This window comes from Actinoplanes xinjiangensis (assembly GCF_003148685.1).
Classification (GTDB): Bacteria; Actinomycetota; Actinomycetes; order Mycobacteriales; family Micromonosporaceae; genus Actinoplanes; species Actinoplanes xinjiangensis.
This window is the reverse complement of record NZ_QGGR01000006.1, coordinates 266,741-279,620: the sequence shown is the minus strand read 5'-3', so window position 1 is coordinate 279,620 and position 12,880 is coordinate 266,741. Positions and strand designations below refer to the sequence as shown.

Genomic DNA, 12,880 nt, shown 5'->3' with positions numbered 1-12,880 from the left:
GGGATCGCCTCACCGCAATATGTGCGGCAGGGAGGGTCACGTCCACCGCTCGATCGGCACTGTTCAATACCGATCGCACTCGAACACGCGCCGGGGAACCGTGCCGTCCACCGAGAGTCGTCAATGCCGAACGCGTGGCGGGTCAGGGGTGGGCGGCGGCGTCCAGGGTCAGCCGGAAGGTGCTGCCCCGGGGATGGTTGTCGTGGTGGCTCACGGTGCCGTGGTTGGCGCCGGCCAGGCTGGCCACGATGTGCAGGCCCAGCCCGTGCCCGCGGGGCCCACAGATGTCCTCGGCCCGGGTGTAGCGGTCGAACAGGGTGGGCCGCAACGCGGGCGGCACGCCGGGCCCCTCGTCGTGGACGGCGACGATGACCGCCTTCCCGTCCAGCCGTGCCGTGATGGCGGTGGCTCCCCCGCCGTACTTGGCGGCGTTGGTGAGGAAGTTGACGATGATCTGCGTGAGGTGTGCCGGGTTGACCAGCACCCACAGGCTGTCCGGACACTCGACCGGAATGTCGGCCTCGACGGCGTCGAGGGCCTCCCGCAGGGCGTGGGCGAGCTGGACCGGCTGGCGGCGGGCGGTGAGGGTGCCGGCGTCGAGGCTGCACATGGCCAGCACGTTGTGCCGCAGTTCGTCGATGCGGTGGGTGGCCTTGCGGATCCGGCCGATCAGGTCGAGCGCCGACTCCGGCAGCGGCTCGTCCGCCAGCAGCTCACTGAAGCCGCTGATGGCGGCCAGCGGCGTGCCGATGTCGTGCGACAGCATGCCCATCAGGTCGAGCTTCAGCAGGTTGGCCTGCTCCAGCTGCCGGTTGCGCTGCTCCAGCTCACCCTGGGCCCGCAGCCGGGCACTGATGTCGTGCAGGAACGCGTGGAAGACCGGCCGGCCGACGGCGGTGACCTGCACGGTGTACTCGACGGGGAAGATCCGGCCGTTCCGGTCCTTGACCGGCATCTCCATGCGGCGCCCGGCGAGAACGGACTCGCCGCCGCCGCGCACCCGGGCGACGTCGGCGGCGTACCGCGCCCGGTGCTCCGGCGGGATGATCAGTCTGATCGCGGGCGCACCGATCGCCTCGGCCCGGGACCAGCCGAACAGCCGCTCCGCGGCCGGGTTCCAGTCCAGCACGATCCCCTCGGCGTCGGTGGACACGTAGGCGTCGTGCGACGCCTCCAGGACGGCCCGCATCGTCCGGGCGGCGTGCCCGGCGTCACCGGCCGCCTTGATCAGGGCGATCTCGGAACTCGCGGCCGCCGCGAGGTCCTCCAGCAGGGCCAGGTCGGTGGCACTCCACGTACGCGGTTCGGCGTCGATGGCACAGAACGACCCGAGGGTGTGCCCGTCCATCCGGATCGGCATCCCCGCGTAGGCGATCACGCCGATCTCGTCGACGGCCCGGTTGTCGTGCACCCGTTCGTCGGCGCGGGCGTCGGTGACGACCAGCGGCGCATCGTTGTCCACGACGTACTGGCAGAACGAATGCGACAGCGGTGTCTGCCCCGCTCGGGCCCACGGCGACGGCAGTCCGAGCTGACTGGCGAACACCTGCCGCTCATCGGTGACCAGCGAGACCAGCGAGGTCGGCACCCCCAGCAGCCGCGACGCCAGCCGGGTCAACCGGTCCAGGCCGGGGGCGTGCGGCAGCGCCAGCAGGCCGGTGGAATCCACCGCGGCCAGCCGGTCCGCGTACCCGATCCGCCGTTGCCCGTCCAACCCCCGGTCCCTCCCGAGCCCCGTTCTCCTGTTCGGCACGCCCGGCCGGGAACTGAGCCCGCCCGGGGCACGGCGCCGGGAGCCGGATACGGTTGGACACTATGACGACCTACTCCGGTCCCGCGCGGCTGATCCTCGTCGGTGGCACATACGTGTCCGGTATGGCTTCGCTCAGCACCAACCAGCGAGGTGGTGTCGAGGGCTGGGGCGGCACGTTCCGTCCGGACCAGATCAGCGCGGACGTGCGCAACGCAAGTGACGGGCTGTTCCTGGAGCTGCCCTACGATCAGGTCGGGGCGGTGGCCGTCACCGGCATCCGGAAGCTGCTCGCGACGCAGGTGCTGATGTCCCTGGCAGGTAGTGGCCCCGCACCTTTCTGATCACGTCCGACCCATCACGGCAGACGGCCGGCGCCCACGATCGCCCGACGTGCGCTCCGGCCCTCGCCACCTCGATTCCCCTTTCCGGGACCTCGGACGGAAAGGGGAATTTCTCTGTTCGACGAGCTGATTAAAACGACACGGTCAACGGTCCGGACGTTTCCATAACATTGCGTCCATCCGTTTCCCGATATGACGGTGGAGCACGCGCCAAACATTGACGTTAGTCAAATTGGCGCTTAGCGTTCAGGCACGCACTCGAGGCGCGTGCCGACCCCCGCGCGCGCTGCATACTCCGCGCGAAAGGGCCCACCCATGCTCCGAGGAGTACGTCGTATCACGCTCGCCGCCACCGCGGTCCTCCTTCTGGCACTGGCCGGCCCGCCGGCCACGGCACACGACCCGGAAACCCCGGAGGGCCGGGCCGAACAGGCCGAGATGCTGCGGATCTACGAACCCACCTGGCGCAGCGGCACAGCCCTCGCCGGCGCCCCGGTGACCTGCGTCAACGGTATGGCCGGGACCTACCCGTGCAAGAACGTCGACCTGCTCAGCTTCCTGCCGCAGTCGGCGCTGGGCGGTGGTGGATCGTCGAGCATGTGGTACTGGACCGACACCCGTGACAGCAACGAATACATCCTGTACTGCCGGTCCAACGGCGTCTCCTTCGTCAACGTGACGGACCCGTCCAACCCGCGGTACCTGGGGAACCTGCCGTCGTCGAACGGTGTCAGCTCGTCCTGGTGCGACGTCCGCACGTACAAGAACTACGCCTACATCGGCAAGGACTCGGTCTCGCACGGCATCCAGATCTTCAACCTCAACAAGCTGCAGGGCGTGACGACGACGCAGACCTTCACCGCCGACGCGCGGTTCACCGGCCTGACCAACAGCCACACACTGTCGATCAACCAGAACACCGGTTTCCTGTACGTGTCCGGCGCGAACACGTGCAGCAAGGGCCTGACGATCTACGACATCAAGACGCCGCTCAGCCTGAAGTCGGCGGGGTGCTACAGCCGTGAGGTCTACTCACACGAGTCGGTCGTGGTGAACTACACCGGCCCGGACACCCGCTACACCGGCCGTGAGATCGCCTTCAACTACACCGGTCAGGGCCGGCGGTTCCAGATCCTGGACGTCACCGACAAGGCCGCCATCAAGGTCCTGTCCAGTGTCACGCACCCGGGCGCGAGCTTCATCCACCAGGGTTTCGCCACCAGCGACTACAAGCACATGATCGTCAACGACGAGACGATCAGCACCGCCGGCGGCAGCCCGGACTTCGTCTACAACATCGAGAAGCTGGACGCCGCCCGGTACGTGGGCAAGGACGTCGGCACCCGCGGCACCTTCGTCAACCACAACGGCTACACGGTCGGCAACCGCCACTTCCAGGCGTCCTACCGCGGCGGGCTGCGCATTCTCGACACCACCAGCGCCGCCACCGCCAAGCTGCCCGAGGTCGGTTACTTCGACGTCGACCCGTCGTCGAACGCCAGCGGCTACAGCGGCAGCTGGATGGCTCTGCCGTACCTGAAGAACGGGGTGGTCGCCGTCCAGAGCATCGGCGTCGGGCTGTTCCTGGTCCGGCCCACCGGCGCGGCGGCAGTGAGCTGACCGGCCAGAACGCGCGTCACCGCCGCCTCACCGCGGCGGTGACGCTGGCCGGCTTCGTGGGCGCCGCCTACCTGTTCCTGGACAGCCGCGCTCCCGCCGCACCGCCCGCGCCCGCCCCGTCAGCGGTCGCCTACAACAGCGACGGCCTCTCCGACAGCTACGACGGTTTCCGCGTGGAGGCCCTGTCGCTGCCCACCGGTCGCGGTCCGGCGACGGTGTCCCTGCGGATCACCGGGCCCTCCGGCCCGGTCACCGACTTCCCATCGATCCACACCAGGCCCATGCACATGTACGTGCTACGCGACGACCTGTCCGGCTATCAGCACCTGCACCCGGACGTCGTCGACGGAGCGTGGACGGCCCCGGTGACCATCCCCGACGGCGGCGCCTACCGGGTGTACCTCGAGTTCGTCCCGCACGGGCGCGCCGCGGGCCCGCACGGCCCCGAACCCACGGTGCTGGGCGTGCCGTTCGTCATCGCCGGCGACACCACGATGGTCCCGGTGCCGGCCCCGGAGGCACAGGACCGGTCCGGCCCGTACACGGTGCGCCGTCTCGACGGCACCGCCGACCTGGCCTCCGGCACCCAGACGGCGCTCCAGTTCCAGGTGCTGCGCGACGGCCGCCCGGCGGCGCTGGAGCCGTACCTCGGCGCCTACGCCCACCTGTCCAACTTCGAGGTGCGCACCCAGGGCCTCAAGCATCTGCACCCGATCCCGGCCGGCGCCGGTGGTGAGGCCCCCGCCGACGGCGTGCTGGCCTTCCACGCGGCGTTCGCCGAACGCGGCGACAAGCGGATGTTCCTCCAGTTCCAGGCGGGCGGCGCCGTCCACCAGGTCGAGTTCACCGTCTTCACGACCTGACCGGCGAGGTCGAGGTGTGCCCTTACGGTATGACCTGAAGGATATATAAGCTCATCACTATCTTCACGCGATAATTCATCCACACATTGCCATGTGTACATGTCTGGTTTCGGGAGGAACCGCGTGAAGAAAACCCTCGCGCTGGCCGGCGTCACCGCGCTGGTCGGCAGCGCCCTCGTGGCCACCGCCGCGAGCACCTCGGCAGCTCCGTCGCAGCCCCCACCCACCGAGGCCCAGGCCGTCAGCCGGTCCGACAGCCTGATCAACACCCGCCCGGCAGCGATCGTCGCGGCCGGCGGCGAGTCGTACACCGCCTACCGCACCAAGGTGGACGCCGACGGCGACGCCCACGTCCGTTACACCCGTACCTATCGTGGCCTGCGCGTCTACGGGGGTGACTTCGTCGTGCACACCGACGCCTCCGGGGCGCTCACCGGCACGTCGGTCGGCCTCGCCGCGCCCCTCACCCTGGCGACCACCCCGAAGGTCACCGGCGCGACGGCGCTGTCGGCGGCCAAGGCCCGCTTCGAAGGCACCCGGACCGCGAACGACCAGCCGGAACTGTTCGTCGACGCCAGCACCGCCCGCGGCCGGCTCGCCTGGGAGACGGTGATCCACGGCTGGGCCCCCGACAAGCAGACCCCCTCCCACCTGCACGTCATCACCGACGCGATCACCGGCGCACACATCGGCGAGTACGACGAGATCGAAGCGGTCGCGGGCACCGGCGCCGGCGTCTACTCCGGCACCGTCGCCGTCGAGACCACGCTGTCCGGCTCCACGTACAGCATGATCGACCCGACCCGCGGCAACGGCCGCACCTGCGACATGAACAACGGCACCAGCACCTGCACCACCTTCACCGACGCCGACAACGCGTGGGGCACCGGCGCCACCACCAGCCGGCAGTCGGCGGCCGTGGACGCGCACTTCGGCGCCGCGACGACGTTCGACTACTTCAAGAACGTGCACGGCCGCAACGGCATCTTCGGTGACGGGCGCGGCGTGCCCTCGCGGGTGCACTACGGCAACGCGTACGTCAACGCCTTCTGGGACGGCACCCAGATGACCTACGGCGACGGATCCAGCAACGCCAAGCCGCTGGTCTCCCTCGACGTGGCCGGCCACGAGATGGCGCACGGCGTGACCGAGAACGTGGTGTCCGGCGGCCTGACCTACTCCGGCGAGTCCGGTGGTCTCAACGAGGCGACCAGCGACATCTTCGGCACCGCGGTCGAGTTCTACGCCGACACCACGAGCGACCCGGGCGACTACGACATCGGCGAGAAGATCGACATCCGGGGCACCGGGGCACCGCTGCGCTACATGTACAACCCGACCCTGGACGGTTCCTCGCACGGTTGCTGGTCGACCGGCACCAACAGTGTCGACGTGCACTACTCGTCCGGGCCGGGCAACCACTTCTTCTTCAACCTGGCCGAGGGCACCGGCGCCACCGCGTACGGCACCTCCCCCGTCTGCGGCAACGCCCCCGCGGTCACCGGCATCGGCCGGGAGAAGGCCGAGAAGATCTGGTACCGGGCGCTGGACGTGTACTTCACCTCCAACACCCGCTACGTCAGCACCACCACCCCGGCGAACACCTCCCGCGCCTACACCCTGTCCGCCGCCACCGACCTGTACGGCCTGTGCTCCACCGAGTACAAGACCGTGCAGGCCGCCTGGACCGCCGTCAACGTCGCCGGCAACGACCCGGAATGCCCGGTCACCAACGACTTCTCGGTCGCTGCCGACCCGGCGACCGTGACGCTGGACCCGGGGACCTCGGCCACCGTCACGGTCACCACCGCCAGTGTCAACGGCGAGGCTCAGACCATCGATCTCACCGCGTCCGGGGTGCCGGCCGGCGTGACCGCCGTCTTCAGCGCGCCGTCGGTGACCGCCGGCGAGACGTCGACCCTGACGCTCACCGCCTCCGAGGACGCCGACAGCGGCCAGTACACCGTGGTCGTGACCGGCACGTCCCCGGTGACGGTCCGGCGGGCGAACGTCGCGCTCACCGTCAACGGCCTGCCCGGCTGCTCCGGCGGCAACGCCTCCGACCTGGCGATCCCGGACAACACCACGGTCGAGTCCACCGTCGTGATCAACGGCTGCGCCGGCAACGCGTCGGCGAGCAGCACGGTCGAGGTGCACATCGTCCACACGTACGTCGGTGACCTGGCGGTGTCGCTGGTCGCCCCGGACGGCACGGTCCACCCGCTCCGCAGCCGCAGCGGGGGCAGCGCCGACAACATCGACGCCACGTACACGGTGAACCTCTCCGCGGAGGTGGCCGACGGCGCCTGGAAGCTCCGGGTCCAGGACGCCGCCAACCTGGACACCGGTTATCTGAACAGCTGGTCCCTGAACCTCTGACCCGATCGGCCGGCCGGGCGCCTACCGAGGTGGCGGACCGCCCACCTCCGGAAGCGCCTGGCCGGTCCGGGCCACGTGGCCGATCCGTGCCGTCAGCCGGCGCAGCACACCGGTGCTGCCGATACGGGCCGCCAGGCGCAGGGCGCACGCCCGCGGCCGAGTACCAGCGCGCCCTGGCGCACGCCGAGCGGTTCCTGACCGACTACGTGGCGACGATGACCCGTTTCCTCGACGACCTCGGCCAGTCCGGTCGCGAGCCCTGACCACCGGATGGCCGGGCTGCACTGATCCGGGGTCCCGAAACGGATTCGGTTGTTAGGCTCACCGCTTGTGACCAGCGCGGATAACACTCCGGAGTTCGACCGCTTCGGACCGTGGATCGACGAGGTGCGAACCGTCGACGACCTGCCGCGTCTCTATCGGGAGGCCGGGATCGACCCGGCGGCGTACCGCCGCGTTCTCAAGGTCCCCCGGGACATCGAGGGACGAAACACCCATCCGACCATGCACCTGTACGACTACCTGCTCGCCGTCAACGAGGAGACCTTCACCGTCCTCGCCCGCCGCGACGAGGCCTACTACACGGTGCACGTCCCCCTCGACCGGATCGCGGCGATCGTCGACAGTGTGCGGCTGCTCAACGGGCGGCTGACCGTGCACACGCTCGACGGCCCGGTCGTGACCGTCACGTACAACGCCTCGTCGTGCGGCCCGATCCGGGAGCTGACGTCCCTGCTGCGCCGGTGGTATCTGCCGGAGAGTTCGTCGACGGCCGCCGAGGCCTATCGGGGGGCCGGCCCGACCCTGGATCCCGCGGACGCCGGCCTGCTCAACGAGTACCAGCGGATGATCGCCGAGGAGCCGGGTATGCGGCTGATCAACATTGCCGGACGCCACGAGGTGATCCCGCTCCACCGGCCCGACCGGCTGTGGAACAACCCGTGGCCGACCACCCTGCACGCCTCGATCACCGTGGCCGACCACCGGGAGATCCAGATCATCCACCGGCGCGACTGGTTCACCGGCACCGGCGACAAACTGTCGCTGGCCCGGACCGTTCTGCCCCGGGCCAGGATCTCCGACATCCGGGTCACGCCGCACCACCGCTACGAGGACGTGCACGTCCTGGCCATCCAGGCGGGGGCCACCCGCCTGGAGTTCCCGCTGGCCGACGGCCCCCTCGTCGAGGCGACGCTCGCCGGTGACACCGTCAGCATCTGAGCGGGTCAGCGGCCGTACGCCTCCAGCAGTCGCAGCCACACCTCGCTGACCGTGGGGAACGCGGGAACGGCATGCCACAGCCGGTCCAGTGGGACCTCGCCGACGATCGCGACGGTCGCGGCGTGCAGCAGTTCCGCGACGTCCGGGCCGGCGACCGTGAATCCGACGATCACCCGACGGTCCTCGTCGACGACCATCCGGGCGTGACCCCGATAGCCCTCGGCGTGCAGTGCGGACCCCGCCACGGCGGCCAGATCGTGATCGACGACCCGGGTGCGCAGGCCCGCGGCCTCGGCGGCGGCCGCGGTCAGCCCCACCGACGCGACCTCCGGGTCGGTGAAGACCACCTGCGGTACGGCACGCTCGTCGGCGGTCGCCACGTGCCGGCCCCACCGGCCGTCCTCGACCACCGCCCCCGCGGCGCGGGCCACGATCACGTCGCCGACCGCGCGGGCCTGGTATTTGCCCTGGTGGGTGAGGAGTGCCCGCCGGTTGACGTCACCGGCGGCGTACAACCAGCCACCACCGTCGAGCACCCGCAACGTGTCGTCGACCGCGAGCCACGCGCCGGGTTCGAGCCCGACGGTGTCGAGGCCGATGTCGCGCGTGTTCGGGGTCCGCCCGATCGTGACGAGGACCTCGTCCACCTCGATCCGGTCGCCGTCGGTGAGCGCGAGGCGGACCGTACCGTCGTCGGCGCGGTCGACCGAGGCCGCCTCGGCACCGACGCGGACCGTGACGCCGGACTCCCGCAGAGCGGCCGTGACCAGTTCACCCGCGAACGGCTCGGCCTGCGGCAGCACACCGTCACGGGCCAGTACCGTCACCGCGGAGCCGAGGCTCGCGTAGGCCGTCGCCATCTCGGTGGCCACCACTCCGCCGCCGATCACGGCGAGGCGGGCCGGGACCCCGGTCGCGGCGGCCGCCTCCCGGCTGGTCCAGGGTGCCGCCTCGCGCAGGCCGGCGATGTCCGGGAGCAGAGCCCCCGTGCCGGTGGCGATGACGACCGCGTGCCGGGCGGTGAGGACCGTGGTGACCCCGTCCGCGCCGGTCACCTCGACGACCCGGTCGCCGGCGATCCGGCCCTGACCGCGGTGCAGCGCGATACCGGCCGACTCGAGCCAGGCGACCTGCCCGTCGTCGGTCCAGTGCGAGGCGAAGGCGTCCCGCCGGGCCAGGACCGCCGCCGCGTCGAGGTCGCCGGTCACCGCCTCCCGGGCGCCGGGCAGCCGCCGGGCCGCGCGGAGTGCGGCGGCGCTGCGCAGGAGCGCCTTGGTCGGCATGCACGCCCAGTAGGAGCACTCGCCGCCGACCAGTTCCCGTTCCACGACGGCGGCCGTCAGGCCACCCTGCACGACCCGGTCGGCGACGTTCTCCCCCACCGGTCCGGCTCCGAGCACGATCACGTCGTACGTCAGGTCGGTCATGTCAGTTGCCTTTCGCCGCGCGGCCGAGACGGATGGCCGCGATCACGTCGTATGCCAACTCCGTCATGGTCAGTTGCCCTTCGCCGCGCGGCCGAGACGGATGGCGGCGATGAGGAAGAAGATCGCGCCGGGGATGGCGTAGCCGACGGCGTTGGCGAGCGCCGGCTGGGCCGCCGAGGCGGCCGCGACGAAGGAGCCACCGGCCAGCACCGACAGGCCGCCACTGAAGATCATCGGCCACTGGCCGCCCATCGTGCGGCGGCGCACGCCGACCAGCAGCTGGATCACACCGGCCACGATCGCCCAGGCACCCCACACCCGCAGCATCGCGGGGACCCCCGAGGTACTCGCGAGGGCCAGTCCGATCGCGGTGAGCGAGCTGACCGCGATGTTCAGGTGGAGCAGGGTGGGCGAGCCGGTGCTGCGCGAGGCGCGGGCGTCGACGATCGCGGCGGCCACGTCGAAGAGCGGGTAGATCACGAAGAGCACGGCGGTGAGAGGGCTGAGCTCGTCGGCGACCGCGGTCGTCACACCGGCCCAAATGACGGCGAAGGCGAACCGGACGAAGTACAGCCGCCGCAGGGCGGCCGCAGTCGTCGAGATGCCGGGGGCGGTAACGGTGGTCATGGCGATCCCTCACAGGTAGAACGAACGTTCTGTCTCGGCCAAAGATGACGGGCGGCGGCCGCGTTGTCAAGACCGAACGTTCTATCTCGCCGTCTGGCTATGATCGGTGGATGGCACGCACCGAAACCGAGACCCGGCCGTCCGAGGCACGGCAACGGCTCCTCGCCACCGCGAGCCGGATCTTCTACGCCGAGGGCATCCACTCGGTCGGCGTCGACCGGATCATCGCCGAGGCCAAGGTGACCCGGGCGACCTTCTACCGGCACTTCCCCGGCAAAGAAGACCTGGTCCTGGCCTATCTGCAGAGCGCCGACCAGGCCATCCGTCACCAGATCACCACGGCCGTCGTGCCCGGCGCGTCAGCCGGCGACACCGTCCGGGCCATCGCGGCGGCCATCGCCGACGGCATCAGAACACCCGGCTTCCGGGGATGCGCCTTCCTGAACGCGGTCGCCGAATACCCGGACCCGGCCCACCCGGTGCACCAGGCCGTCCTCGCCCACCGGCGGTGGTTCCTCGACACCGTCAACACGCTGATGGCCGAGCTCCAGGCAGCCAGAGCGGAGCCGGCCGCCCAGCACTTCGTCATGCTCCGCGACGGCGCGATGGCGGCCGGCTGCCTCTTCGACCCGGACGCGATCTGCGAGACCTTCCTGCGCGGCGTCGACGGCCTCGTCCGCATCCACGGGACCCCGGCCGGCTGACCCGGCCCGCCACTCGGTGTCCGTACCGAAAAACTTCGAACCCCGATGCAACCGTACGGTCGAGGTGTCGGTCCTTCCTGGGACGACGACAGGACGAGCACCGACGACGGGGAGGGTGCGTGGAGGCCGAGGACGCGGTACGTCAGGCGTACGAGGCCTACTACCGGCGACTGGTGACGCAGGTCTTCGGTCTGGTCGGTGATCTCGCCGAGGCCGAGGACGCGGTGCACGAGGCGTTCGCCCGGGTGCTGGCCTCGCCGCGGTCGTTCCTGCGCGCCGACGACGCCGAGCGGTGGCTGCGGGTCGTGGCCCTCAACGTCGCCCGGACCCGCTACCGGCGGCGATGGCTGTTCGACCGGCTGGTCAGTTCGGGCCGGGTCGAGGCCACTCCGGCCGCCACGCCGGGCGTCACCGGCGATCGGGTGGCCCTGGTCACGGCACTGCGGCGGCTGGCGCGGCCGACCCGGGAGGCGGTGGTGCTGCACCATCTGGCCGACCTGTCGGTGGCCGAGGTCGCGGCCACGCTCGGCGTTCCGGTGGGCACGGTCAAGGCCAGGCTGACCCGGGGCCGGGCGGCGCTGGCCGAGTTCCTCTCCGACGACGTGCCGGTCTCACTGCCCGAGGGGGTACGCCATGCGTGAACCACAATTCGAGCGGCTGCGGTCGGACGTCGCCGACGCGGTGCGGCAGCCCGAGTTCACCACCGTCCGGCAGCGGGCCGGCAAGGTCCGACGGCGCCGGGCCGCCACGACGAGTGCGGTGTTCGTGGTGACCGTGCTGGCCGCGGCGAGCTTCGGCTACACGGTCCAGAACGCCCCGCCCGACTACGGTTCGCTCGATCCCGTCCCGGAGGTCACCTGCACGGCCGACTGCAGCTGGCCCTGGATGACGGCGTCGGCGAGCACCGGCTCCGAACTCTACGGACTCGTAACGTCATGCGAGAACTGCGACTCCGAGCTGTACGTGTCGCCGGACGGCGGTGGCAACTGGCAGGCGCGCAGCGTGCCGCCCACGCCGGGCGACGTTCACACTCCGCGCCAGGTGTCGCTGGCCGCGCCGGGCCCGGGGCTTCTCATCTGGCGTGAACAGCGCGTGCCCGTCGGCAACGTGATCGAGACGCAGAGCACGGGCGGCCCGACAGCCGGCCCGACCGCGCCGGTCTCGATCATGCAGACCTGGGTGAGCCGCAACGGCGGTCGCCACTGGGAGCAGGCCGCAGCCGCCACCGAACCGGCCGACGCCGTTCCGGAGGGTGCCCGACCGGTCGACTGTGACCTCGTGGAAGCCCCGGACTGCAAGGTCGGTGTGCTCGACCCGGGCAGCGGCCGGTTCAGTCCCCTGGCCACCCAGCCCACCGGCATCACGATCGAACCCGGATGGACGGATCAGATCAGCGTGCCGATCAGCGAGCGGCTCTGGGTGCCGGGGCTGGATCCGGTCACGAGGAGACCGGCGGTGGCGACCAGTTCCGACGGCGGCCGGACCTGGCAGACCCATGTCTTCACCGGTGCCGCGGTGATGCCGGCCGACAGCGGATTTCCGGCCGGGCTGTTCACGCCGAAGATCGCGTCCGGCTCCGGGGCGACGGCGTATGCCATGACCCGCCGGAAAGACGGGACGTTCGACTCCCACTACACCACCGACGGTGGGGCGACCTGGAAGGCCGGCGAGTCCGTCGAAAGCGTCCGGGCGTTTCCGGGGTATGTCACCGCCGACGATTCGCACATCATCCCGACCTACACCGGCGTCGTCGCCGGCCGTGGTACCGGTCGATACACCCAGGTCACCCTGTCCGGCATGCCCGAGGCCGCGATCCGGTCGGTGCAGATCACCACGGAGCAGGCGGATCAGCCGTACCTGATGCCGTCCTCGGGGGCCGAGGCGTACCTGTCTGAAGACGGTCTGACCTGGCAGCAGGTCCGCGTCCCCTAACCCCCCACCTTCA

11 protein-coding genes are annotated in these 12,880 nt (G+C 70.7%); 8 read left to right on the top strand and 3 right to left on the bottom strand.

Going from position 1 to position 12,880, the window contains the following annotated elements; genetic code table 11:
* Positions 1–142: 142 nt before the first annotated feature.
* A complete protein-coding gene (locus tag BC793_RS15900) occupies positions 143–1,714 on the bottom strand; it encodes a GAF domain-containing sensor histidine kinase (protein ID WP_109593288.1) in 1,572 nt (523 codons plus the stop codon).
* 101 nt (positions 1,715–1,815) lie between these two features.
* Between BC793_RS15900 and BC793_RS15895 the strand changes: the two genes are divergently transcribed.
* From BC793_RS15895 to BC793_RS15875, 5 genes are all read left to right on the top strand, one after another.
* Positions 1,816–2,094 carry a hypothetical protein gene (locus BC793_RS15895; protein ID WP_109593287.1) on the top strand — a complete coding sequence of 93 codons (279 nt, stop codon included), beginning with the start codon at positions 1,816–1,818 and terminating at the stop codon, positions 2,092–2,094.
* 315 nt (positions 2,095–2,409) lie between these two features.
* Positions 2,410–3,714, top strand: coding sequence for a choice-of-anchor B family protein (locus BC793_RS15890; protein ID WP_109593286.1), 1,305 nt, complete (start codon positions 2,410–2,412; stop codon positions 3,712–3,714).
* 38 nt (positions 3,715–3,752) lie between these two features.
* On the top strand, positions 3,753–4,577 hold the full coding sequence (locus BC793_RS15885) for a hypothetical protein (protein WP_239170029.1): 825 nt from the start codon (positions 3,753–3,755) through the stop codon (positions 4,575–4,577).
* Between the two features lie 123 nt (positions 4,578–4,700).
* Positions 4,701–6,956, top strand: a complete 2,256-nt coding sequence (locus BC793_RS15880) for a M4 family metallopeptidase (RefSeq protein ID WP_239170030.1) — start codon at positions 4,701–4,703, stop codon at positions 6,954–6,956.
* A 330-nt stretch (positions 6,957–7,286) separates the two neighbouring features.
* The gene (locus BC793_RS15875; RefSeq protein WP_109593284.1) at positions 7,287–8,177 is read left to right on the top strand and encodes a hypothetical protein; all 891 of its coding nucleotides are present in this window, start codon (positions 7,287–7,289) and stop codon (positions 8,175–8,177) included.
* A 5-nt stretch (positions 8,178–8,182) separates the two neighbouring features.
* On the opposite strand, the gene BC793_RS15870 is transcribed toward BC793_RS15875, so the two are convergent.
* Both BC793_RS15870 and BC793_RS15865 read right to left on the bottom strand, forming a co-directional pair.
* Positions 8,183–9,604, bottom strand: a complete 1,422-nt coding sequence (locus BC793_RS15870; RefSeq protein ID WP_109593283.1) for a dihydrolipoyl dehydrogenase family protein — start codon at positions 9,602–9,604, stop codon at positions 8,183–8,185.
* A gap of 69 nt (positions 9,605–9,673) precedes the next feature.
* Entirely contained in the window at positions 9,674–10,231 is a 558-nt protein-coding gene (locus tag BC793_RS15865; protein WP_109593282.1) for a hypothetical protein, read from the bottom strand.
* A gap of 110 nt (positions 10,232–10,341) precedes the next feature.
* Here BC793_RS15865 and BC793_RS15860 point away from each other — a divergent pair, with 110 nt between their 5' ends.
* From BC793_RS15860 to BC793_RS15850, 3 genes are all read left to right on the top strand, one after another.
* A complete protein-coding gene (locus BC793_RS15860) occupies positions 10,342–10,935 on the top strand; it encodes a TetR/AcrR family transcriptional regulator (protein ID WP_109593281.1) in 594 nt (197 codons plus the stop codon).
* A 119-nt stretch (positions 10,936–11,054) separates the two neighbouring features.
* Complete coding sequence (locus BC793_RS15855; RefSeq protein WP_109593280.1) at positions 11,055–11,576, top strand: sigma-70 family RNA polymerase sigma factor; 522 nt, start codon at positions 11,055–11,057, stop codon at positions 11,574–11,576.
* On the top strand, positions 11,569–12,867 hold the full coding sequence (locus tag BC793_RS15850) for a beta propeller repeat protein (protein WP_109593279.1): 1,299 nt from the start codon (positions 11,569–11,571) through the stop codon (positions 12,865–12,867). Before BC793_RS15855 ends, BC793_RS15850 begins: the two co-directional genes overlap by 8 nt.
* Positions 12,868–12,880 lie beyond the last annotated feature (13 nt).

Bases quoted from the DNA above. Each gene is read 5' to 3' on its own strand.
- BC793_RS15895 (WP_109593287.1), top strand. From the start codon at position 1,816: ATGACGACCTACTCCGGTCCCGCGCGGCTGATCCTCGTCGGTGGCACA.
- BC793_RS15890 (WP_109593286.1), top strand. From the start codon at position 2,410: ATGCTCCGAGGAGTACGTCGTATCACGCTCGCCGCCACCGCGGTCCTC.
- BC793_RS15870 (WP_109593283.1), bottom strand. From the start codon at position 9,604: ATGACCGACCTGACGTACGACGTGATCGTGCTCGGAGCCGGACCGGTG.
- BC793_RS15865 (WP_109593282.1), bottom strand. From the start codon at position 10,231: ATGACCACCGTTACCGCCCCCGGCATCTCGACGACTGCGGCCGCCCTG.
- BC793_RS15860 (WP_109593281.1), top strand. From the start codon at position 10,342: ATGGCACGCACCGAAACCGAGACCCGGCCGTCCGAGGCACGGCAACGG.
- BC793_RS15850 (WP_109593279.1), top strand. From the start codon at position 11,569: ATGCGTGAACCACAATTCGAGCGGCTGCGGTCGGACGTCGCCGACGCG.